The 23,827-nt window shown below is 46.8% G+C and carries 22 protein-coding genes; 14 read left to right on the plus strand and 8 right to left on the minus strand.

Going from position 1 to position 23,827, the window contains the following annotated elements; all coding sequences use genetic code 11:
• Positions 1 to 94: 94 nt before the first annotated feature.
• Positions 95 to 1,105, minus strand: coding sequence for an AraC family transcriptional regulator (locus tag GA693_RS01120; RefSeq protein ID WP_034597576.1), 1,011 nt, complete (start codon positions 1,103 to 1,105; stop codon positions 95 to 97).
• 217 nt (positions 1,106 to 1,322) lie between these two features.
• On the opposite strand from GA693_RS01120, the gene GA693_RS01125 reads away from it, so the two are divergent.
• From GA693_RS01125 to GA693_RS01140, 4 genes are all read left to right on the plus strand, one after another.
• Positions 1,323 to 2,441, plus strand: coding sequence for a CaiB/BaiF CoA transferase family protein (locus GA693_RS01125; protein WP_016659813.1), 1,119 nt, complete (start codon positions 1,323 to 1,325; stop codon positions 2,439 to 2,441).
• A gap of 277 nt (positions 2,442 to 2,718) precedes the next feature.
• Entirely contained in the window at positions 2,719 to 4,362 is a 1,644-nt protein-coding gene (locus tag GA693_RS01130; RefSeq protein ID WP_016659814.1) for a nitrite/sulfite reductase, read from the plus strand.
• Entirely contained in the window at positions 4,355 to 4,840 is a 486-nt protein-coding gene (locus tag GA693_RS01135; RefSeq protein WP_005175797.1) for a DUF934 domain-containing protein, read from the plus strand. The genes GA693_RS01130 and GA693_RS01135 overlap by 8 nt, the downstream gene beginning before the upstream one ends.
• Before the next feature lie 241 nt (positions 4,841 to 5,081).
• Positions 5,082 to 6,068 carry a diaminopimelate dehydrogenase gene (locus tag GA693_RS01140; protein ID WP_005175800.1) on the plus strand — a complete coding sequence of 329 codons (987 nt, stop codon included), beginning with the start codon at positions 5,082 to 5,084 and terminating at the stop codon, positions 6,066 to 6,068.
• A gap of 209 nt (positions 6,069 to 6,277) precedes the next feature.
• On the opposite strand, the gene GA693_RS01145 is transcribed toward GA693_RS01140, so the two are convergent.
• Positions 6,278 to 7,453 carry a thiolase family protein gene (locus GA693_RS01145; protein ID WP_104470652.1) on the minus strand — a complete coding sequence of 392 codons (1,176 nt, stop codon included), beginning with the start codon at positions 7,451 to 7,453 and terminating at the stop codon, positions 6,278 to 6,280.
• 122 nt (positions 7,454 to 7,575) lie between these two features.
• A complete protein-coding gene (locus GA693_RS01150) occupies positions 7,576 to 8,100 on the minus strand; it encodes a GspH/FimT family pseudopilin (RefSeq protein WP_160241581.1) in 525 nt (174 codons plus the stop codon).
• Positions 8,101 to 8,482: 382 nt separating this feature from the next.
• On the opposite strand from GA693_RS01150, the gene omp38 reads away from it, so the two are divergent.
• Together omp38 and GA693_RS01160 are read left to right on the plus strand one after the other, a co-directional pair.
• Positions 8,483 to 9,529 (plus strand): outer membrane protein Omp38, encoded by a 1,047-nt coding sequence (gene omp38, locus GA693_RS01155; RefSeq protein WP_005175810.1) that lies wholly within the window; start codon positions 8,483 to 8,485, stop codon positions 9,527 to 9,529.
• 97 nt (positions 9,530 to 9,626) lie between these two features.
• Complete coding sequence (locus tag GA693_RS01160; RefSeq protein ID WP_045794979.1) at positions 9,627 to 10,157, plus strand: hypothetical protein; 531 nt, start codon at positions 9,627 to 9,629, stop codon at positions 10,155 to 10,157.
• Positions 10,158 to 10,236: 79 nt separating this feature from the next.
• Here the strand turns inward: GA693_RS01160 and GA693_RS01165 are convergent, their stop codons facing one another.
• The 3 genes from GA693_RS01165 to GA693_RS01175 all read right to left on the minus strand — a co-directional run bounded on the left by GA693_RS01165 (position 10,237) and on the right by GA693_RS01175 (position 14,170).
• Complete coding sequence (locus GA693_RS01165) at positions 10,237 to 11,700, minus strand: amino acid permease (protein WP_160241580.1); 1,464 nt, start codon at positions 11,698 to 11,700, stop codon at positions 10,237 to 10,239.
• Complete coding sequence (locus GA693_RS01170) at positions 11,700 to 12,734, minus strand: class I SAM-dependent methyltransferase (protein ID WP_160241579.1); 1,035 nt, start codon at positions 12,732 to 12,734, stop codon at positions 11,700 to 11,702. The genes GA693_RS01165 and GA693_RS01170 overlap by 1 nt, the downstream gene beginning before the upstream one ends.
• Before the next feature lie 65 nt (positions 12,735 to 12,799).
• Entirely contained in the window at positions 12,800 to 14,170 is a 1,371-nt protein-coding gene (locus tag GA693_RS01175; protein WP_160241578.1) for a uracil-xanthine permease family protein, read from the minus strand.
• A gap of 173 nt (positions 14,171 to 14,343) precedes the next feature.
• Here GA693_RS01175 and typA point away from each other — a divergent pair, with 173 nt between their 5' ends.
• Positions 14,344 to 16,176: a translational GTPase TypA gene (gene typA, locus GA693_RS01180; RefSeq protein ID WP_005175828.1), complete on the plus strand. Its 1,833-nt coding sequence runs from the start codon at positions 14,344 to 14,346 to the stop codon at positions 16,174 to 16,176.
• Positions 16,177 to 16,350: 174 nt separating this feature from the next.
• Positions 16,351 to 16,788, plus strand: coding sequence for a large conductance mechanosensitive channel protein MscL (gene mscL / locus GA693_RS01185; protein ID WP_005175830.1), 438 nt, complete (start codon positions 16,351 to 16,353; stop codon positions 16,786 to 16,788).
• A gap of 113 nt (positions 16,789 to 16,901) precedes the next feature.
• On the opposite strand, the gene GA693_RS01190 is transcribed toward mscL, so the two are convergent.
• Both GA693_RS01190 and mutM read right to left on the minus strand, forming a co-directional pair.
• Positions 16,902 to 17,186: a peptidylprolyl isomerase gene (locus GA693_RS01190; protein WP_005175832.1), complete on the minus strand. Its 285-nt coding sequence runs from the start codon at positions 17,184 to 17,186 to the stop codon at positions 16,902 to 16,904.
• 5 nt (positions 17,187 to 17,191) lie between these two features.
• Positions 17,192 to 18,052 carry a bifunctional DNA-formamidopyrimidine glycosylase/DNA-(apurinic or apyrimidinic site) lyase gene (gene mutM / locus GA693_RS01195; RefSeq protein ID WP_160241577.1) on the minus strand — a complete coding sequence of 287 codons (861 nt, stop codon included), beginning with the start codon at positions 18,050 to 18,052 and terminating at the stop codon, positions 17,192 to 17,194.
• A 274-nt stretch (positions 18,053 to 18,326) separates the two neighbouring features.
• Here mutM and otsB point away from each other — a divergent pair, with 274 nt between their 5' ends.
• The 6 genes from otsB (at position 18,327) to GA693_RS01225 (ending at position 23,772) form a co-directional block, all read left to right on the plus strand.
• Positions 18,327 to 19,166, plus strand: a complete 840-nt coding sequence (otsB, locus tag GA693_RS01200) for a trehalose-phosphatase (RefSeq protein WP_160241576.1) — start codon at positions 18,327 to 18,329, stop codon at positions 19,164 to 19,166.
• Positions 19,117 to 20,547: an alpha,alpha-trehalose-phosphate synthase (UDP-forming) gene (locus GA693_RS01205; RefSeq protein WP_127800811.1), complete on the plus strand. Its 1,431-nt coding sequence runs from the start codon at positions 19,117 to 19,119 to the stop codon at positions 20,545 to 20,547. Before otsB ends, GA693_RS01205 begins: the two co-directional genes overlap by 50 nt.
• Positions 20,548 to 20,740: 193 nt before the next feature.
• Complete coding sequence (locus GA693_RS01210) at positions 20,741 to 21,718, plus strand: acyl-CoA dehydrogenase (protein ID WP_160241575.1); 978 nt, start codon at positions 20,741 to 20,743, stop codon at positions 21,716 to 21,718.
• Complete coding sequence (locus tag GA693_RS01215; RefSeq protein WP_160241574.1) at positions 21,706 to 22,500, plus strand: PIG-L deacetylase family protein; 795 nt, start codon at positions 21,706 to 21,708, stop codon at positions 22,498 to 22,500. The genes GA693_RS01210 and GA693_RS01215 overlap by 13 nt, the downstream gene beginning before the upstream one ends.
• On the plus strand, positions 22,481 to 23,095 hold the full coding sequence (locus GA693_RS01220; RefSeq protein WP_160241573.1) for an SAM-dependent methyltransferase: 615 nt from the start codon (positions 22,481 to 22,483) through the stop codon (positions 23,093 to 23,095). Before GA693_RS01215 ends, GA693_RS01220 begins: the two co-directional genes overlap by 20 nt.
• Entirely contained in the window at positions 23,092 to 23,772 is a 681-nt protein-coding gene (locus tag GA693_RS01225; RefSeq protein WP_160241572.1) for a glycosyltransferase, read from the plus strand. The genes GA693_RS01220 and GA693_RS01225 overlap by 4 nt, the downstream gene beginning before the upstream one ends.
• Positions 23,773 to 23,827: the final 55 nt, after the last annotated feature.

Genomic DNA, 23,827 nt, shown 5'->3' on the forward strand with positions numbered 1-23,827 from the left:
TCAGATGATGCTTTTCGCCAATAAAAAAAGCCCTCACTTGGCGGTGAGGGCGGAGAGGAAGATCAAACCTGAAAAGACGTTGTCTAAAAAATGTTTAGTGATAACCGTGTAACTGGCGATATAGTCCTGGTGTCACTCCAGTCCATTTTTTAAAGGCACGGTGGAAGGTACTGGTTTCACTAAAGCCGACCTGTTGCGCTACATCTTCTAGCGTCAGTTCCGGATTCAGCAACAGGTGAATCGCGGCATCACGACGTAAGGCATCTTTGACGCCCTGATAGCTTTTACCTTCGGCTGCCAGACGGCGGCGCAGGGTTTGCGGCGACAGATACAGCATTGAGGCAACATCATTCAAGGTTGGCATTTCTTCGCCAATCTGGCTCTTCAGGACATCACGAATTCGTGAAGTTAAAGAGTTGGTATTTTTGAATTTCACTAATAACTGTGCCGGTGCCGCTTTCAGGAATTCTTCCAGGGTTTCTTCATTCTGGCGAATTGGCAAGTCCAGATAGTCGGCCGCAAAGGTAATTTCGGTACGCGGCATATCAAACTGCATCACTGGGGCGAAGAACAGCGCATCATATTCATCGGCATGGGCAGGGCGCTCATAACCAAAGTGGACACGTTCCAGCGGCAGACGGCGTTCAATTAACCACGATGCCAGACCATGCCAGATCATCAGCATACTTTCAGTAATAAAGTGGTCCGGGTCCATGCTCTTAGGAATTAACGGCACCAGACGGGCTTCGTGTTTGTCACGTTCCAGCGTCACCGACCATTCATCGCCAAACAGTTTATAGAACTGGGAGGACAGTTCTAAGGCATCACCCAAGGTTTTGGCATGGATGATCAGCTGGCACATGATGGCAAAAGTACCTAAGCGGCGGCCTTGAACATCAAAGCCAATGTGCTCGTCCTGAGTCACCATCCACAGCATTTTAATAAAACGGGTATATTGTTCTGGCGAGATTCGCGCTTTGGGCTGGCGTAACAGCTCGGCCTCAATACCCACGTGTGATAATAAGGTCTCGACGTCCATGCCAAGGCGTTTGACACCGGTTAGAGCCGCATTTACGAAGTGGATACTGATGGTATCGCGGCTCATATTAAAGCCTTCTGACTCTTTGTCTTTGGTAATCACGTATGTTTGACCTAAATGACATTAAAAATAAAGTTTTTGGCAATTTACTTGAGTTGTTTTGCCATTTTCACATATTAAATTGCCGAAATGATCAAGGTAAATGGCTGAACATGACATTGTGTTTATGCTTTTATATTTCTAAGATGATGAAAAAATCAACACAAATAGAGTAAAAACTCCAATGTCATACGCTTTAAACGGACTCAAAGTTTTAGATTTTTCCACCTTGTTACCCGGACCATTTGCCACGCTTTATCTGGCCGATTTAGGCGCAGAAGTGGTGCATATTGAATCACCGAACCGTCCCGATCTGGTCCGGCTATTTCCGCCCTATGCCAATGGCCAGGCGACTTCGCACAGTTACCTGAACCGCAATAAACAGTCGGTGACGCTGGATTTAAAAGACCCGGACAGCATTGCACAAATTAAAGCCAAAATTAAAGATTACGATATTGTGGTTGAGCAGTTTCGCCCTGGGGTAATGCAGCGTTTGGGGCTGGATTATGCCACATTGGCAGAAATTCATCCCGGACTGATTTATTGTTCCATTACCGGCTATGGACAAAGCGGTCCTTATCAGGCCAAGGCTGGACATGATATCAATTATTTAGCGCTTTCCGGTATTGCCGGGCATAGTGGCCGGGCACAGTCCGGGCCACCGCCAATGGGCATTCAGATTGCTGATGTTGCAGGTGGCTCACTACATGCGCTGGTCGGTATATTGGCCGCCGTCATTGAACGGCAAAGCAGCGGACAGGGACAATATATTGATATTTCCATGACTGACTGTGTGGCGGCCTTAAACAATATGGCTGCGGCAGCCAGCCTGGCCGGACAGGAACAGCAGCGTCCCGAAGCTGGCCATTTAAATGGCGCGATTTTTTATGACTATTATCGTACCTCAGATGGCCGCTATCTTTCGATCGGTGGTTTGGAGCCACAATTTATGCAAGGTCTGGCCGCGGTCCTGGAGTTGCCACTAATTGTGGAAAAAGGAAGTTCTTTTGATTCAGACGACCGGCAGGCGGTGAAACAGGCCATTGGCAATAAAATTCAATCCAAAAGCTGGGTAGAATGGCAGCAAATATTTGCCGAGCAGGATGTTTGTGTCGAACCGGTGCTGTATTTAGAAGAAGCACTGCATTCACCACTGGCCCAGCAACGCGAATGGGTGGTTCAAGTGCCACTGGAACAGGACAGCCCAGACACTGAAGCGCAGTTGGCCTGCCCGATTAAATTCTCGCGCTCCAAAGCTCGTTATGATTTCCGTGGCCAAGGTTTGGGGCAGGGGAACTGGTAACGCGCCGGTCTATAAAAGAGGTTTATCAGCCAATATAAGATGTTTATCCAGACCCAAAAGTGAGGATAAACATCTTATGAAAAAAAATGCTAAATAACGCAAAAAATAATGAAAGATCCAGAAAATAATAATGAATGGCTGCAAAGGCTTGCTTACAGCGCAAGTCCAGCTGACTTATCAATAAAATCGCTATGAAATATGTAAAAAACGCATTTTGTTGATAGATAAAATGTCGCTATCCTGTCGGTCGTTATAATGAAACTACTAGCTGTACGCCATGTATTTATATACTGATTTCGATCAGCAACTGATTAATGAACGTGTTGCGCAGTTCCGTGACCAGACGGAACGTTATTTAGCGGGCAAATTGACAGAAGATGAATATCGTCCACTTCGTCTCCAAAATGGTTTATATGTACAGCGCTATGCGCCAATGTTACGTATTGCCGTGCCTTATGGTTTAATGAGCTCGACCCAGCTGCGTAAAGTCGCCGCCTTGGCCAAGGCCTATGACCGTGGTTATGCCCACGTTTCAACACGTCAAAATATTCAGTTTAACTGGCCTGCACTAGAAAACGTGCCAGATATGCTGGCTGAACTGGCCACAGTTCAGATGCACGCGATTCAAACCTCAGGTAACTGTATCCGGAATACCACCACGGACCAGTATGCCGGTGTGGTCGCTGGTGAAATTGCCGATCCGCGTCCGACCTGTGAGCTGATCCGTCAATGGTCGACTTTCCATCCAGAATTTGCCTTCTTGCCACGTAAATTCAAGATTGCGGTATCTGCACTTGAAGAAATTGACCGTGCGGCAACTGCTTTCCATGATATTGGTGTGTATATTGTACGCAATGCAGCCGGCGAAATGGGCTATAAAATCATGGTTGGCGGTGGTTTGGGTCGTACCCCAATCATCGGTGCAGTGATTAAAGAATGGCTGCCACGTGAAGACTTAATTGCTTACTTGGAAGCAGTGCTGCGTGTCTATAACCTGCACGGCCGTCGTGATAACAAATATAAAGCACGTATCAAGATTCTGGTAAAAGCACTCACGCCAGAAGTATTTGCCGAGAAAGTTGAAGCTGAATTTGCACATACGGTGAAAACCTTAAAAGTCGATGCAGACACCCTGAAAAAAATGGATGAGAACTTTACGCCATTCGATTATCAGGACTATGCAGATGAGGACTTCACCGCGCTGTTTGCACAATATCCGAAGTTCAAGCAATGGTTTAACATCAATACCAATGCACACAAAGTGAAAGGCTACCGTATTGTCACCATTTCACTGAAACGTGCCGGTATTGCCCCGGGTGATGTCACCACGGAAGAAATGAACCTGATCGCTGACCTGGCTGATCAGTACACTTTCGGTGAATTACGTACTACACACGAGCAGAATATTGCGCTGGTAGATGTACCACAAAAAGACCTGTTTGCCTTATGGCAAACCCTGGATCAACACAATCTGGCGCGTGCGCACATTGGTTTCTTGACTGATATTATCTGCTGCCCAGGCGGTGATTTCTGCTCGCTGGCCAATGCCAAATCAATTCCAATTTCTGAAGCGATTTCACGCCGTTTTGATGACCTTGATACCATTTACAACCTGGGTAAACTGGATCTGAACATCTCCGGTTGTATGAATGCCTGTGGTCATCACCATGTCGGCAACATCGGGATTTTAGGTGTTGATAAAAAAGGCGCGGAATTCTACCAGATTACCCTGGGTGGTAATGCTGATCATGATGCCTCAATCGGTGACATCTTAGGGCCATCATTTGCTGCGGAAAAAGTGCCAGATGTGGTGGAAGAAATTTTAAATACTTATCTTGACCTGCGCCAGGAAGGTGAAGAGTTTATTGATACCTATCGCCGTGTAGGCATTCAACCATTTAAGGAGCGTGCATATGCTTAATACCGCACTACAAGTGCTCTCTAAAGATGGCACGATTGCAGACAATACTTACCAAATTATTGGTGAAGATGGCGTGTTACCACAAGGTGATGTGGTTTTAACGGTTGAGCAGCTCGATCAACTTGCTAATGTTTCAGGTAAAAAAGCATTGTACTTAACCGTAGATGCTTCGCCTGAAACCAATGAGTTTCCGTTAGATCAGCTCGATGCCATCTTTATTGAGTTTGCAGGCTTTAACGATGGTCGTGGTTATTCATTTGCAGCACTGCTTCGCCGTCAGGGTTTTGAAGGCGAACTCCGTGCCACAGGTGATGTATTTAAAGATGTACTGAACTATATGAAGCGTTCCGGTTTCGATACCTTCGTGATTAAAGAAGGTAAAGATATTCAGGAAGCGGCAGCCGGTCTGGGTGATTTTACCCATCCTTATCAGGCTTCGACGGCCGTGGCTCAGGCACGTTATCAAACGGGTGCTTAATTTCACCCGTTGCGAAAAACCTCCGTCAGGAGGTTTTTTTGTTTTTATGCGATAGATTTAGATCAGCATCGTCACTGACTTTGCTTTAATTTGGTGCAAATACAACATTGTGGCACAATATGGTGCATTCTGTGAGCAGGCTGAATCATGGCTTGAATCCACAGAAGAAGCACCCAATCATCTTCGTTTTATGAATCTGATTTGGAAAAGTTTAACTATTAGCTTGAAGTGATTTGTCTGTATGCAACATTCTATTCGTATTGGTATTGCTGGTTATGGCAATTTAGGGCGTGGTGTGGAAACTGCCATTCAAAAGAATCCAGATTTACAGCTTGTGGGTATTTTTACTCGCCGTGCGCCTGAAACTGTTTCACCCTGCTTTACTGAAACCAAAGTTTTTCATATGGATGCATTGGTTGACTTCCAGAATCAGATTGATGTACTGATTTTATGTGGTGGATCGAAAGATGATTTGCCTAAACAGACCCCTGAATTAGCAAGTAAATTTAATACTGTCGACAGCTTTGATACACACGCACGTATTCCAGAGTTCTTTGATGCTGTAAATGCGCCAGCACTTGCGAACAAGAAAACAGCCATGATTTCGATTGGCTGGGACCCGGGTATGTTCTCTATCAATCGTTTGTTCGGTGAAGCATTACTTCCAGACGGTGAAACCTATACCTTCTGGGGTAAAGGTTTGAGTCAGGGTCACTCAGATGCGATTCGTCGTGTTGAGGGTGTGAAAGCGGGTGTGCAATATACCATTCCCTCCACCGATGCGATGGACAAGGTGCGTAGTGGTTCACGTCCAGAGTTAAGCACCCGAGATAAGCATACGCGTGAGTGCTATGTGGTACTTGAAGGGGGTGCAGACGCAGCCAAGGTTGAACAGGCCATTGTGACCATGCCGGATTATTTTGCGGACTACAATACAACGGTAAACTTCATTGATGAAGAAACTCTTCGTAATGAACACAATCGTATGCCACATGGTGGATTCGTGATTCGTAGTGGCAATACCAGCGATGCCCATAATCAAGTCATGGAATTCTCTTTGAAACTGGAGAGTAATCCTGAGTTTACGGCAAGCGTATTGGTGGCTTATGCACGTGCGTGTTACCGCATGAACCAGATGGGTCAGTACGGTGCGAAAACCGCATTTGATGTTGCACCAGGTTTATTGTCGATGAAGTCACCGGAACAACTGCGTAAAGAAATTCTTTAAGTATTAAAATTTAAACGGTTACTTTAATTGTGATGATAAAAAGCCTCCAAGTGGAGGCTTTTTATTTTCCTTCCTAGTAGTTCTCTCTCCCTTTGGGAGAGAGTTAGAGAGAGGGTAGATCTCTCCCTGGCCCTCTCCTTGTAGGAGAGGATTGGGAATGATTGATTGAATCCCTCTAAGTCTCCCCTTTAAGAAAGGGAGACTTTCAATTAAAGCAACTCAATCGCCACAGCAGTTGCTTCACCACCACCGATACACAGGGCTGCGATACCACGCTTGCCGCCGGTACGTTTCAGGGCATGAATCAGGGTTAAAATAATACGTGAACCGGTCGAACCAACTGGGTGACCAAGTGCACAGGCACCGCCATTGATGTTGACTTTTTCTGGGTCCAGTTTGAACTCGTCCATTGGACACATGGTCACCATGGCAAAAGCTTCATTGATTTCCCACAGATCCACATCTGCAACCGTCCAGCCGGTTTTATCCAGAACTTTTTGAATTGCACCGACTGGCGCAATGGTAAATTCAGATGGATGCTGTGAATTCGAAGCATAGGCAATCAGCTTGGCTAGCGGTTGTAAACCTTTTGCTGCAGCGTTGTCTGCTGAGGTTAATACAAGTGCAGATGCACCATCCGAAATAGAGCTGGCATTGGCCGCAGTAATGGTGCCATCTTTAGCAAACGCTGGGCGTAGTGTTGGAATTTTTTCAATATTGGCGTTGAATGGTTGTTCATCTTTATCGACCACGACATCGCCTTTACGGGTAGACACCGTTACAGGCACGATTTCATCGGTAAAATAACCTTCATTCACTGCAGTTTGTGCACGTTTTAATGAACGAATAGCAAAGTCATCCATTTGCTCGCGGGTATAACCTTTGGTATTGGCCATGTCCTGTGCAAAAGAACCCATTAAACGGCCGGTTTCTGCATCTTCAAGGCCATCTAGGAACATATGGTCTTTGACTTCACCATGGCCCATACGGAAACCGCCGCGTGCTTTTGGCAGGATATACGGCGCATTGGTCATTGATTCCATACCGCCTGCAACTACGTAAGTCGCTGAACCGGCTTTAATCATATCTGCGGCTTGCATGACCGCTTTCATGCCTGAACCACACAGTTTATTAATGGTTACGGCACCGGTTGAATCCGGTAAGCCTGCCTTACGCATGGCTTGACGTGCAGGACCCTGTTTTAAGCCAGCCGGTAAAACACAGCCCATAATGACTTCTTCGATATCGGTCGGTTGTAAGCCAGCACGAGAAATAGCGGCTTGAATGGTGGCTGCACCTAAGTCGGGTGCGGTTAAACTGGCAAGACTACCCTGAAAACCACCCATTGCTGTCCGTGCACCATTAACAATTACGATATCCGTCATCGTTGTATCTCCAATCTGTTTCTAATCAATTCAATATTTATTTTGAGCTTAAGCCCTAGCAGTATAGGGGAAAAATCCACAGAATAAAGCGTAATTTTCATACATCTTTAGACGCATAAGTTTTAGCAGCTATTGGGAAATTCTATGCGTAGAAAACCACGATTACTGAGGAAAATACGCTGATTGGGGGTAAAACCTGAACAATAATAAAAACTGCCATTAGAGCCTAAAGGTAAACCCTGCTGGGCGTTAAATCTGAGACTGGGCAAAGACAGGGCGCCTTTCCATTCCAGGTTACCGTATTTCAGGTGGGTCTTTTCAGTTAAGACAATAGATTCACCTGAATCGAGGCTTCGGTTGCGGTTATGATCGATAAAAATAATAAAACCACTGTTCCATTGATTATTCTGACATTGCTGCAGATCGGCACTCGGGCAAATTACAATATTGGCGCGATAGGTGAGGGCTTGGGATTTGGCCAGGTTAATACTATATTGCAGTAAATAACGGATGCGCTTGGCTTCTTGCTGGGCCAGATATTGCTGAAAATGAGGCAAAGCAATCGCACTAATGATGCCAATGATGGCAAGCACCACAATGAGTTCAAACAGACTAAAGCCTGAAGTGTGAGATTTAATTGGGTACATACTAAGTAGACCTATAATCTTTATATTTTTATTATGTTTCTGTAATACAAAATATTGTTTTGTAATATTTTTCTAGGTTGTCATTATTTTTACGCATCTTTCTATAAAGCTGCTAAAATAAAATAAAGTGGAAGTGACAATAAGCTATCCACAACAAAAAATTGAGTAAAAATTTACCGAATTACAACGGAAATTGTAAGTAATTTTGTCAATAATTTACTTGATTAAAATTATCAAGCACTTGGAAAAAGAATAAAGTGTTTGTATGATTCAAAGTGACTAGCTTAAAAAGAAAACTGGGGTAAAAAAAGCCTATCTCAGGATAGCCAAAACTTTAGGCTTGAGCTTGAACAACAATTTGTTATCTCTGGAGGATAAATCCATGAAAATGAGTCGTATTGCATTGGCAATGCTCGTAGCTGCGCCTTTAGCAGCTGCAAACGCAGGCGTAACTGTTACTCCATTAATGCTTGGTTACACTTTCCAAGACACTAAACACAACAATGGTTCTGAACACCTAACTTCATCTGCTGAAATGGAAGATGATTTATTTGTTGGTGCTGCATTGGGTGTTGAACTGACTCCTTGGTTAGGTTTTGAAGCTGAATATAACCAAGTGAAAGGTGATATGGCTGAACAAGCTGGCGCTGAATATAAGCAAACTCAAATCAATGGTAACTTCTATGCGACTTCTGATTTGATCACTAAAAACTATGACAGCAAAGTTAAGCCATATGTATTGTTAGGTGCTGGTCACTACAAATACGAGTTTGACAACGATTTAGGTCGTGAAGGTCGTGGTCTTAAAGAAGAAGGTACTTTAGGTAATGCGGGTCTAGGTGCATTCTGGCACTTAAACGATGCATTAGCGCTGCGTACTGAAGCTCGTGCTACTTATAACATCGATGAAGACTTCTGGAACTACACTGCTTTAGCAGGTCTGAACGTTGTTCTTGGCGGCCGTTTGAAACCAGCTGCTCCAGTAGTAGAAGTTGCTCCAGTTGAGCCAGTTGCTCCAGTTCAACCAGCTCCACAAGAGTTGACTGAAGACCTGAACATGGAACTTCGCGTATTCTTTGATACCAACAAATCAAACATCAAAGATCAATACAAGCCAGAAATCGCTAAAGTTGCTGAAAAACTGGTTGAATATCCAAACGCAACAGCGCGTATCGAAGGTCACACAGACAACACTGGTCCACGTGCACTGAACGAACGTTTATCTTTAGCTCGTGCGAACTCTGTGAAATCTTCACTTGTAAACGAATACAACGTTGACCCAGCTCGTCTGTCAACTCAAGGTTTCGCTTGGGATCAACCGATTGCTGACAACAACACCAAAGAAGGTCGTGCTATGAACCGTCGTGTATTCGCGACAATCACTGGTAGCCGTACAGTTACTGTACAACCAGAAGCAGCTGCTCAATAATTTGAGTAGACCTTAGAAAAAACGACTCTTCGGAGTCGTTTTTTTTTATAATGGAATTTTATTGTCTTAAAAATCCCGCAGTCTGGGTAAGATGGATATGAGCACAGAAATTCCGGATCAACTCCTTCAACTTGAAGCCAATGGTGGTATTTTTGCTATTTGGAAGATTTTTCAGCACTATGGGATTGATCTGGAAATTGCCGATCTGGTCCAGCTGTGCCGGCATAATAATGAAGATGGCACTTTCGGAATTGCGCTAGCAGTGGGGTTGAAAAAGCTGGGGCTTGAGGTGAGCTTTCATACCGATCCTGATCCGCACCAGCACCCGACGGAAGTGTTGTGTTATCAGGAAGCGCAGCAATTACAGATTCCGCTACAGCCGGCACTCAGCTATAGCGCTTTGCAGACATGTGTTGATCAGGGCCGCTTTGTGATAGTGTTCTATGACACACTAGAAGGCGTGGGGAATCATTCCTTAATCTATTCAATGGATGCAGAAGAGGTCTGTTTCTTTGACAGCTTTGATGCAATGCCAGCACAGGTTTTCGAGCAGCAGCGTCAGGCAGAGGGCATTTGCCGTCAGGCCATTGTGATTGATGACCGAAATTTTGTGATGCGTTATAGCTAAGCTACATTTATCGAGATCATAAAAAAGCAGTCACTTGGACTGCTTTTTTGTTGCGTGCTTTTAAAGAAAGCTGAATCAATTATTCACGGTCGATCTTCATCGGCTGCACATCCATCTGCTGATAAGGAATCAGCTTGGTTTTGTATTTCCATTTATAGCCTAACCAGATGGCCAGGAACAATAAAATCCCGATATAGGTGGAAAGCACAGCCAGCCACTCACCCTCAAGTACCGCCTGATAGTTCTGGCCCAAGACCACAATCGCACATAAAGTGAAGGCAAACCATGGTGCGAACGGGAAGAACTTGGCACGATACGCCAGATCTTCAAGTTTATAGCCCTGAGCAAGATAGCCTTTGCGGAAACGATAATGAGAAACCGCAATACCCAGCCAGACAATAAAGCCACACATGCCTGACATATTTAGTAGCCAGTTAAAGACCTGTTCTTCACCAATAAAGGTGGTCAAGAAACATAATGCAGCAATGGCTGTAGTGGCATACAGCGCATTCATCGGTACGCCACGTGGATCAAGGCGGGCAAAGGCTTTTGGTGCACTGCCTTTACGTGCCATATCAAACAGCATACGCGTAGATGAATACATGCCTGAGTTACCCGCAGACAGAATCGCAGTTAGAATGACTGCATTCATGACACTGGCAGCAAAGGCAAAACCGGCCTGCTCATACAGTAAGGTAAAGGGTGACAGTGCCACATCATCTGTTGCAGCGGCCTGCAGTAATCGTGGATCATCATAGGCAATCAGGGTGCCGATAATGAAAATACACACGATATAGAACAACAGGATACGCCAGAAAATCTGTTTGATTGCAATCGGAATGGTTTTCTGCGGATCTTTGGATTCACCCGCAGCCACGCCGACCATTTCCGTGCCCTGGAAGGAGAAACCGGCAATCATCGCCACACCAATCAGGGCCGATAAACCACCGACAAATGGCGCTTCACCTTGGCTCCAGTTACCAAAAGTTGCAACATCCGGGGTCATCATGATCTTGGCGATCATGACCAGACCAATAATAATAAAGATGATAATCGCAAGCACTTTGACTAAAGAGAAGAAGAACTCGGACTCACCAAAGCCTTTGACTGTCAGGGCATTAATCGCAAACACCACGGTCAGGAACAGGGCACTCCAGTAGAAACCGGGAATATCCGGGAACCAGAACTTCATGATGAACTGTACCGCAACCAGTTCAAATGCCACGGTAATGGCCCAGTTATACCAGTAGTTCCAGCCTAGCGCGAAACCAAAACCACCTTCAACATATTTGCTGCCATAGGTAAAGAATGCACCTGAGGTCGGATTGTGGGTCGCCAGTTCGCCCAAGCTGGTCATCAAGAAATAGATCATGACGCCAATCAGGGCATAGGCCAGTAATGCACCACCCGGACCGGCATTGGCAATGGTCGCACCGGAGGCCAGGAATAAACCGGTCCCGATCGATCCGCCAATGGCGATCATATTTAAGTGGCGAGCACCGAGCTTACGCTGCAGCTGTCGGCTGTGTTGAGTTTCGCTCATCATACTTCCTTAACATTTTTTTGAGTGCTCGCGAACAGCACTTTAAAACCTTGTTGATCTGCCTTGACCGTACACTGGCCAAAACTCTGTTCAATCAACAGGGGATAATTTAAAAAGCGGTTGGCCACAATCCACAGTTCACCACCCGATTTCAGGTGGCGGCGCGCAGTTTTGCACAGTTTTTCGCTGGCATCATAGTAGGTCTGAATCCCCTGATGAAAAGGCGGATTGCTGACAATGGCATGTAAAAACAGCGGCGCATCTTCAATGCCACTGACGGCTTTAATTTCAAGCTGCTGCGGATTGAGCTGGTTGTGCTCAAAAGTCATTTGGGTTGAAGCGAGTGCAAAAGCATCTACATCCAGCGCGAAGATACGGTTATCTGGATTCAGCTTGGCCAGATAGGCACTGATAATGCCGGCGCCACAACCAAAATCGGCAATTTTACCCGATGGCACTTGGCTTAAATAAGGCAGGAAGACCGCTGTACCGATATCAAGCCGGTTCTGGCTGAACACACCTGGCAGGGCACAAATCTGTAGATCACCTTTTGGCGTCGCTACAGTATAACGCTGCGCCCAGTCGGCCAGTGCTTTTTTCTCGACGCTGCAGTCTAGTGTTAATTGCCAGAGTTGGCAATGACGGGCACTGTCGAGTTTTAAGGCTTTACCATAAGGCTGTAGCTGTTTGGCCGCACGTTCGACGCCGCCTTTTTTCTCACCGACCAGAAAAACACTGCTGCCGGTTTGCAGATGGGCGGCAACATTGTGCAGCACATAATTCAGCAGTTCTTTGGATTTCGGCACAAAAATAACCGCCTGATCAAATTCGCCTTCTGGAAAGTCGGCACCAAAATGAACGGGGGCAGTCTGGTTCTGGAAATAGTGGTAATCGTTAAAATTCCATGTCCAGAAAAAAGGCTGGACCGATTCACCGAATTCAGCGAACAGCTGGTCTGTAGGCGCATTGATCAGTAACACACGACCTGATAAATAATCATATTGTCGTAATAGCACTTCGCTTTTAGCATCCATGAGTCGCTCTCCAATAGAAAAACACTGTCCAAGCCCGGCTCAGACAGTGTTTTCTGGACATGAAATTACTTCTTGGTTTCAGGTAATACAATATTCAGAATCAGCGCTGCAATACCGCCGGTCGCAACACCTGAGCTAAAGATATTACGGAATAATTCTGGCAGATGCTCCAGAATTTGTGGCACTTGTGCAACGCCTAAACCCAGTGCCAGAGAAATGGCAATGATCAGCAGGGCGCGACGGTCCAGATGAATACCCGATAAAATGTTAATTCCCGATGCGGCTACCGCACCAAACATGACCATCACTGCACCACCCAGAACGGCTTGAGGCACAGCCTGAATCACGCCCGCAACGGCTGGTAATAAACCTAAAATCACCAGCATCGCGGCAATCCAGATTCCGACATAACGGCTGGCAACGCCTGTCAGTTGAATTACACCATTGTTTTGGGCAAACACCGAACTTGGGAAAGTATTGAAAATACCGGCCAGGAATGAGTTGGCACCATTCACCAATACACCACCTTTGATACGCTGCATCCATTGCGGGCCATCTACAGGTTGATTGGAAAGTTTGGATGTTGCGGTGATGTCACCAATTGCTTCCAGTGAAGTCACCAAATAAATAAAGGCCAAAGGAATGAACAGACTCCAAGAGAAATCTAGTCCAAAATGCATAGGTGTAGGAACTTGTACCAGTGGCGCTTCCTGTAGACCAGAGAAGTCCAGATGACCCATAAAGCCAGCCACAATATAACCCACGATCAGGGCAATCAGGATGGCGGAGCTTTTAATCCAGGTCACATTAATCCGGTTCAGGATAATGATTAACGCTAAAACGGTACAAGACATGATCAGGTTGTCGGCATTGGCGAAAGTCTTGTCCGACATGGCCTGATAGCCACCGCCCATACTGATTAAACCTTCTTTAATTAAGGTTAAACCAATCAGCAGGACCACAATCCCGGTCACCAGCGGGGTAATCAGTTTTTTAACCCATGGCAGAATTTGTGAAACACCCATCTCGATAAATGAACCGGCAATCACCACACCAAAAATAGCAGCCATAACCGACTCAACTGGTGTACCTGCTGCGACCATTGCAGAACCAATCCCGATGATTGGGCCAATAAAGTTAAAGCTGGTGCCCTGAACAATTAACAGTCCGGCACCAAAAGGACCTACTTTTTTAGCTTGCAGGAAGGTTGCAATCCCCGAAATCACCAAAGACATCGATAAAATCATGTTGGTGTCTTCTTTGGAAACACCCAAGGCCAGACAGATCAACAGACCTGGTGTCACAATCGGGACAATAATAGCCAATAAGTGTTGGAAGGCAGCAAGAAAAGCAATAAATGGTTTAGGACGGTCATTCAGACCATAGACCAAATCCAGTTGCGGTTTTTGATCAGGAGATGAATTAAATTCAGACATAAGTCAAAAGCAAATTAGGCTAGGTGGCGGTATTCTAATCGAGTTACACGTCTTTACAAACTTTAAATCGTCGCTTCTGTCGAAAAAAGTTCGATTGTCAATAAAGTGTCACTACTAAATGAGAGTATTTTTCTGTATAATTTGCCCTCAAATTTAAAGCGTATCGAATTTACATGTCAGATATTAAAACTCTCCGCAACATCGCGATTATCGCGCACGTTGACCACGGTAAAACCACTCTTGTAGATAAACTTTTACAACAATCAGGTGCTCTCGGTGAACGAGCGGGCGAGATTGAGCGTGTCATGGATTCAGGCGCTATTGAAAGTGAACGTGGTATTACCATTCTTGCAAAAAACACTGCAATCAAATGGTTAGATAAACGTACCGATACAGAATACCGTATCAACATCGTGGATACCCCGGGACACGCCGACTTCGGTGGTGAAGTTGAACGTGTCATGTCGATGGTGGATTGCGTACTTCTTCTGGTTGACTCACAAGAAGGTCCAATGCCACAAACCCGTTTCGTAACGCAAAAAGCGTTCGCACGTGGTTTGAAGCCAATCGTGATCATCAACAAGGTCGACAAGCCAAACGCGCGTCCTGACTGGGTGATTGACCAGGTATTCGATTTGTTCGACAACCTGGGTGGTACTGACGAGCAGCTAGACTTCCCGGTGGTATATGCGTCTGGTTTACGTGGTGTTGCTGGTCCATCTCCAGAAGAACTGGCTGAAGATATGACACCGTTGTTTGAAACCATCGTAGACATCGTTGAACCACCAGCAGTTGACGTTGATGGTCCATTCCAGATGCAAGTGTCTTCACTGGACTATAACAGCTTCGTGGGTGTAATCGGTGTTGGTCGTATCCAGCGTGGTTCTGTAAAACTGAACACACCTGTCACTGTCATCGACAAAGACGGTAAAACACGTAACGGCCGTATCTTAAAAATCATGGGTTACCACGGTTTAGAGCGTATTGATGTAGATTCTGCATCTGCGGGTGACATCGTATGTGTAACCGGTATGGACGAGCTGCATATTTCTGACACCATCTGTGATCCGAAAAATGTTGAAGCATTACCACCGCTTTCTGTAGACGAACCAACCGTATCGATGACATTCCAGGTCAACAACTCGCCGTTCGCGGGTAAAGAAGGTAAGTTCGTGACCTCACGTAACATCCGTGAACGTCTAGACCGCGAATTGATTCACAACGTTGCACTGCGCGTTGAAGATACTGACAGTCCTGACCGTTTCAAAGTGTCTGGCCGTGGTGAACTTCATCTTTCAGTTCTGATTGAAAACATGCGTCGTGAAGGTTTCGAGATGGGTGTATCTCGTCCGCAAGTGATCTTGAAAGAGATTGACGGCGAAATGCAAGAACCGTACGAAAACGTAACGTTTGACGTTGAAGAACAGCACCAAGGCGCTGTGATGGAACAAATGGGTAACCGTAAAGGTGAGATGACCAATATGGAAGTGGACGGTAAAGGCCGTATCCGTATTGAAGCAACTGTTCCTTCACGTGGCCTGATTGGTTTCCGTTCTGAATTCATGACCATGACGTCTGGTACCGGTATCATGACCTCTAGCTTCTCGCACTACGGTCCAATGAAACAGGGTTCTGTAGCAAAACGTCAAAACGGTGTACTGATTTCTATGGTTCAAGGGACTTGCTTGGGCTATGCACTGTTCAGCTTGCAAGACCGTGGCCGTCTATTCGCTAAACCTCAGTTAGAAGTTTACGAAGGTATGATCGTGGGTATTAACTCTCGTTCAGACGATATGGTGGTGAACCCAACCAAAGCGAAACAGTTAACCAACGTACGTGCATCTGGTACGGATGATGCGTTAACTCTGGTTCCTGCAATTGAATTCACACTTGAACAAGCACTTGAATTCATTGAAGATGATGAGCTGGTTGAAGTAACGCCGAAGTCAATCCGTATCCGTAAGCGTTACCTGACTGAAAACGAACGTAAGCGTAACAAATCTTAATTTTTAAAATTAAGAAGAAAAAAGAAACCGCCAGGTCCACTTGGCGGTTTTTTTTGTATTAAATGTTCTAAAACTACTTGGAAATAATTGAAAAAAGCGTACATTAAGCAGAAATCAAATCCTAGTAATTATGTATACTTCATCACATAAATAAAGATATATTCTGGAGCGCATATGAGCATTTTAAAAGAATTTAGAGAGTTTGCCATTAAAGGCAACATGATGGACCTGGCAGTCGGTGTCATCATTGGTGGTGCATTCGGTAAGATTATTGATTCACTGGTAAAAGATGTGATCATGCCGCTGATTTCATGGATTTTAGGTGGTGATGTCGATTTCACCAATAAATTCCTGATTCTGGGTGATAACCCGAACAATGTCCAAACCTTGGCTGCTGCCCAGGAAGCCGGTCTGAACATTTTCCATTATGGTAATTTCCTGACCATCTTCATTAACTTCCTGTTATTGGCCTGGGTGGTGTTCTGGTTGGTGAAACTGATGAACAAAATGCGCCGTAAGCAGGAAGCAGAGCCAGAACCGGCAGCAACTCCAGAAGATATTGAATTACTGCGTGAAATTCGTGACGAATTGAAAAAACGTCCGCAGGCGTAATTGAAAGCAAAAGAAAACGGCGCAAAGGCGCCGTTTTTTTATAGAATCCCTCCCAACCTCCCTTTAATAAAGAGAGGAGAAGTCCCTCTTTGCTAAAGGGGGATTTAGAGGGATTAAAAATCCATCCGGAATTTAATTTCCACCAAATGAAAACCAAACTGGCTTTTGACCGGGCCATGCAACACCCGTTCAGCAGCCGTAAAGACCAGTTTATCAATCACTGGGACCAGTTGGCCTTTTTTCACTTCACCGAGTTCACCGCCACGTTTGGCTGAGTTGCAAGTGGAATACTGTTTGGCAATTTTGGCAAAGTCTGCTCCCGCTTGCAGCTTCTTTTTTAGCTGCTCGGCAGTATCTTTATCTTTCACCAGAATATGACGGACGATGGCCGTTTTCATGGGTATTACCTCGCTGTATGTTTTGGCTTGCTGGTTTTAGGACGAGCCAGTTTGACTTTCTTCAGCGGTTGGCACTCCGGGCAAAACACTGAGGCGCGCTGACCAAGCTTGAGGTTTTCCAGTGTGGTTTCACAGTTGACACACATTTCACCGGCACGACCATAGGCCAGCAGGGTTTGCTGAAAATAGCCATTTTCACCCATGGCATTGCTATAGTCGCGTAAGGTCGATCCACCCAAATCAATGGCCTGTTTTAAAATCCGTTTGATCTCCAGGGTCAGCTGCTCAATCTGTTCCAGACTTAAGCTCGACGCCGGTTGTGCCGGGTGAATGCCCAGATTAAACAGACTTTCTGTGGCGTAAATATTGCCCACGCCCACCACCACATGGTTATCCATGATTGCAATTTTAATGCCGACATTTTTGTTTTTCAGTTTATCGGCCAGATAGTGAGCATTGAAAGCATCACTTAAAGGTTCAGGCCCGAGCGTATCAATCAGTTTGCTTTGCGAGTTTTCATCTAGCCAGAGAATGCAGCCAAAACGGCGCGGGTCGTGGTAGCGCAACTGAATATCATCAAACTGGATAATCAGATGGTCATGTTTGCGCAGTTCGGCCTCGGGTTCACATAGGCGGAAGCTGCCGGACATGCCCAGATGCCACAGCATGCTGTCCTGTTCAAACTGGGCCAGAATATATTTGGAGCGACGGGTCAGGTTCAGCAGTTTTTGCCCGACCAGTTTTTGTAGATCGTCTGGAATTGGCCAGCGTAAGCTGGACTGGCGTACCTGCACGGAATGCACGCGCTGTTCTAGCAGCGGCAATAAACTGGTTTTGGTGGTTTCAACTTCAGGTAATTCAGGCATGGACAGGCTTCGGCATGAGGATGCAGCTAATATCGGGTTGAATCTTGAAAAATACAAGACAGAGCAAGGCTGCATTATAAAGTGAATTGCCGTACCGTGCAGCCGGATCAGTCTTGCGGCTCAAACTGAACATTCACAGAAAAATAAAAGCGATTCAGCGTCCAGGTAAAAAAATGTAAGCCTGCACATCATTAATGTTGAAAATCACATGCCGCCCACAAAAAAACGCCAAGATAGGGCAAAACAAAAATGAGTTATCCAGATGAGGAGCAACATGCATACGCCGCAACACATCATCGAGATCTGTCAGCAGCAGCAACGTCAATTGAATCTGTTTCTCGATTTAGACGGCACTCTGGCCGATTTTCAGCTTGACCCGCAGCACAGTTTTATTCCCACCTCGACTTTAAACACCCTGGCCGAATTATTGCAGTTGGGGATTCCGGTGAGTGTGGTTACTGGCCGTTCCATTGAGATGGCCAGACAGCTGTTACAGCAGTTACCGCTGCCGATTGCTGAGTTACATGGATTACAAATTTGGTGGAATAGTACAAAGAAATTACAACTTGATTTAAGTCATATTAATTATAAGCAGCTCCGGGCAGACCTGAGTCAGGCCTGTCGCGCCTACCCGAATTTACGTATTGAGGATAAGCAGTTTTCGGTAGCCCTGCACTACCGGGAATATCCAGAGCTTGCGCCGGTTGCACAGCAGATTATGGCGGTGCTGCAAGTGCGTTATCCTCAACTTAAGCTCAAGCAGGGCAAGTGTGTGGTCGAGCTTTTGCCTCAGCAAGCGAGTAAAGGTTTTGCAATTAGTCGCTTACTGGAAGCAATGCCAGAAAACAGCACTTTTCCCATTTTTATTGGTGATGATGTGACGGATGAAGATGGATTTGCCGTGGTCAATCAGCATCAGGGTTTGAGTATTAAAGTTGGTGAAGGCAAGACACTGGCCCGCTATCGGCTGGCCAATACCCAAGCGGTGGCGGAGTTGCTGCATTTAATAAAAATACATTGCGAAACAGGAGCAATGACCATCAAAAGAGGATGTGAGGGTAAAAATGTCAAAGCTAATCGTGTTATCCAATCGGGTCAGTTTACCGAATCCTGAAAAAAAAGCCGCAGGTGGTCTGGCGGTGGCCATGCAAGATGCACTGCATGATATTGGCGGGGTCTGGGTGGGCTGGAATGGTGAAAGAGTCGAGCAATTTTCCCAGCTGAAATTCGACTCGGTGCAGCATCAGGGTGTGGAATATCTGACCAGCCCCTTAACTGAACAGCAGTACCAGCAATATTACTGTGGCTTTGCCAACAATGCCTTGTGGCCGGCCATGCATGATCGCAGCGATTTAATTGAATACTCCACAGACGAATATCTGACTTATCAGGAAGTCAATCGCATGTTTGCCGAACAGCTACAGGCGATTGCTGAGCCGGATGATGTGATCTGGGTGCATGACTATCATTTTTTCAGTATCGCCCGGCATTGCCGCCAGTTAGGCATGCATAACAAGATTGGTTTTTTCCTGCATATTCCTTTTGCCCATGAAGCGGTGTGGCGGGAAATTCCGGTGGCATCACGTTTACTGCAAGACCTGTGTGAATATGATGTAGTTGGACTGCAAACCCAGCGCGATCAGCAGCAATGTATGCGCATTTGCCAGACCATGCTCAGTGGTGAGGAAATTCATCCTTATATCCTGCGTTATCAGAATAAGCTGACCATGATGAAGAGTTACCCCATTGGGGTGAATCCAGACCTCATCCAGCACGCGGCCGCTCAGCCCTTAACGAGCACCCAAGATATCTTTGATTTTGACTCCCTGGCCCAACAAAAAACTATTATCGGCGTTGACCGGATTGATTATTCCAAAGGGCTGTTAGAACGTTTTGATGCTTTTGCCCATTTCCTGGCTTCTTATCCTGAATATCATCAGCAGGTGGTGGACCTGCAAATTGCCTGTCCATGCCGCATGGATATTCCCGCCTATCAGCGCCTGTACCAGCGTTTAGAAGACCAGATTGCCGCCATTAACAGCCAATATGCTACAGCAGACTGGTTGCCGGTTAATTGCAGTCATCAGACCTTGGCGCATGAGGTGCTGATGAAAATTTACCGCCAGTCGGATATTTGCTGGGTCACTTCGTTAAAAGACGGTATGAATTTGGTGGCCAAAGAATATATTGCCGCTCAGGATGCCGATAATCCGGGCGTGCTGATTCTGTCCGATAAAGCCGGTGCCGCAGACCAGATGCCGGATGCACTAATTGTGAATCCACATGACCGCGAGGCCATGACGCGAGCCCTGAAACAGGCACTGGAGATGCCGCGAGCAGAGCGGATACAGCGTTACAGTCGCTTAATGGATGGTCTGAAAAAATTTGATATTGCCGACTGGCGTACTACTTTCTTAAATGATCTGCGCCATAACAGCTTCCTGTATCACTACAAGATGCCGCTTCGCGCCCAGGTCTCGCCGGTGATTCACTAATACGTTAACAATTTTCAATATTTATCTGCCCAGCCACGTGCTAAATCTAAACAGGGTCATCAGTTAAAAAGATCAATATCGTCATACGGTGACTGCAAGTTTGGCTACTCATGCCCGCTTGGGGTCACTGTGCTGGCAATGATGACAACCGGATAGATTGAGAACAATTATATATTTGGAATATAGAACCACTATGGACCAGATTCTGGCTGAATTTGAACAGCAGACAGCGCCTACCGCCGAAGATTACGTCACCACACTACGCCGTTTGCTGGCAGTATCACTTGAATTTCCTCATCCGGGCAGGGGGCAAACCCTGCTGCGCTGGCAACTGCTGGCCAAAGTTGCGGCCACCGATTTAACTTTGGTGAAATGGCTGGAATCACATTTCGATGCGCTGAGTATTTTAAACGAACTACAGATTCAGTCCGTTCCGGCGGGCTGGTGGGCAGTCTGGGCCGCGGAAGGCCATCCACAACCTGTACAGTATGAGCAGGGCTATTGTTCCGGTTATAAGACTTGGTGCTCGGCGGCATATGCGGTGGATTTTGGTTTAATGACTTATCGCGGTGCAGATGGCCAGTCACAATTATTGATGGTCGAGATGCAGCAGCCTTCAATCCAAGTAGATGATAGCAGTTGGCAAGCCATCGGTATGCAGCAGACGGCCACAGCAACTGTTCATTTTCAGCACACTCCAGCCACACGCATTGCACAACCCGGAGATTATCTGAATCGGCCGGGCTTCTGGCATGGTGCAGCCGGTGTTGCGGCCTGCTGGTATGGTGCTACAGTACGTCTGGCTGAATATTTACAGCAGCATGTGCAGCAGAAAACCCATGCCTATCATGAATTGTATTTGGGCGAAGTCAGTACCCGACTGGTCGTGACACGACAGTTTTTTACCCATGTGGCTGCCCAGATAGATGCAGCGCCGGCACACAGCCATGAACTGATCATCCGGATGTTACGCGCCCAAGTTGAGGATACTGCGCTATTGGTACTGGAAAAGGTCGGAAAAGCGCTAGGCGCACGACCTTTTTGCGAGCAGGCACATTTTGCCCGGTTGGCTGCCGACTTGCCGGTATTTTTGCGCCAGAGTCATGCTGCTTTTGATCTGGCTGCAATTGGCCGCTTATCGCTACAGGAGGGGCAAACATGGCAACTCTGATCGATCCGGTAGTCGGTGACCGGAAAATCTATGGTAGCGGTACCGATCAGGCGCAGTGGCTCAATTGGTCCGGACTGACCGGGCTGCCGGATTTGAATCTGACGCAGCACTTTCCTGAGCGTGGCCGGGTACTAATTTTCGCGCCACACCCCGATGATGAAATTCTCGGTTGTGCGGGTCTGATGCAGCAACTGGCCGCGGCAGGGCGTGAACTGCTGCTGGTTGCAGTAACCAATGGTACCGGCAGCCATCCTCGGTCAAAATGTTATAGCGTTGAGCAGCTGAATGTGCTGCGGCCACAAGAAAGTCTGAATGCCTTGGCGGTGCTGGGACTGGAACATAAGGTCCAGCGCATTGCCCTGAACATTGCAGATGGCCAGGTGATGCAGGCTGAATCCGAACTGTTGCAGCAGCTACAAAACTGGGTGCAGCCTGAGGATATTCTGGTGACCACCTTCGCTCAAGATGGCCATCCCGATCATGAAGCCACCGGACGGGTGGTGCAGCACTGGGCCAGACAGCACCGGCAGCGCTGTTATCAGGTGCTGATTTGGGCCTGGCATTGGGCCATGCCAGCAGATGCACGGATTCCCTGGGCACAGGCACGAAAACTCCGTTTAACTGCGCAGCAGCTGGCCTTAAAACAGCAGGCGATTCAATGTTTTAAAACCCAGATCAAGGCTGATGATACTATTCACCAGCCGCCAATTTTATCGGCAAAAACCATTTCACGACTCTTAATCCCGTACGAGGTCTATATTGATGCGACTGAACACGGATGACTATTTTGACCAGCTGTATCAGGACAATGATGATCCCTGGCACTATCAGCAGCGCTGGTATGAGCAGCGTAAACGGCAGCTGTGTCTGGCGGCCTTGCCGCAGGCGCGGTTTCAGCGGGTACTGGAAATTGGCTGTAGCAATGGCATCTTCAGTGAATTGCTGGCTCCGCGTTGTCAGCAGCTCATCTGTGTAGATGCCAACCGTCGTGCGGTTGAACTGGCACAGGCCCGTCTGGCGAGGTTTGCGCATGTGCAGGTGAGGCAACAACGTGTCCCTGAAACCCATCTGGCGCTGGAAAATGATAGTCTATTTGATCTGATTATTCTCAGTGAAGTGGCCTATTACCTGCGTCCGGCCGAATTAGTGCAGCTAATGCAGCAGCTGCAGCAGTGTTTAAGTGCAGACGGTACGCTGCTGGCCTGTCACTGGCGTTACCCGATTGCAGGCTTTAAGCTGAATGGCGATCAGGTACATGCCTGTTTAAGGCAACACTTGGTGCTGCATCATTATTTGCAGATGAATGATCCGGATTTTCTGCTCGATCTCTGGACTCAAGATGTACAATCTGTGGCTGCGCGGGAGGGACTGATATGAGGATGGCGGTGGTGGTGCCTGCCTATAACGAAGCCGAAACGCTGGGCGCCTGTCTGGCGGCTATTCAGCAGGCCATTGCACAATTACCACCCGCTGTGTCTGAAGTCAAGGTGCTGGTGGTGCTGGACAGTTGTGATGATCAGTCTGTCGAAATTGTACAACAGGCCGGAATCGACTACTTGTGCTGTGAAGTACGCTGTGTGGGTAAGGCACGGGATTTGGGGGTGCGCGCCATGATTGCCAAAGGTGCCGACTGGATTGCCTGTACCGATGCCGATACCCAGGTTGATGCGCAGTGGTTATCTGCACAATATGCCCATCAACCGGCAGCGCTGATTTGCGGCGTGGTTGAAATTAAAGACTGGTCGCCTTTATCTGTGGCCGCCCGGCAGAAATATCTGCGCCATTATCAGGACAAAATGGACCATCGGCATGTGCATGGGGCCAATCTCAGTTTTTCTGCTGCGGCCTATTTAAAAGCCGGTGGTTTTCAGGCCAGCAGCTGTCATGAAGATGTGCAGCTGGTCGAGCAGATGCAGTGCTTAAACCTGCCGATTGTCTGGAGCAACCAGGTACGGGTCACCACCAGCAGTCGTCTGGACAGCCGGGTCAGTGATGGCTTTGCTGCCTATTTAAACCGGCTGGAACAGGCTTGTCGTGCTGCGTCTGAAGTGTGATCGCTCGTGCAAAAAAATGGCTGTCATCGGGCTGACAAAAACGCAGCGTATTTTG

It is taken from the genome of Acinetobacter indicus, from assembly GCF_009914475.1.
Classification (GTDB): domain Bacteria; phylum Pseudomonadota; class Gammaproteobacteria; order Pseudomonadales; family Moraxellaceae; genus Acinetobacter; species Acinetobacter indicus.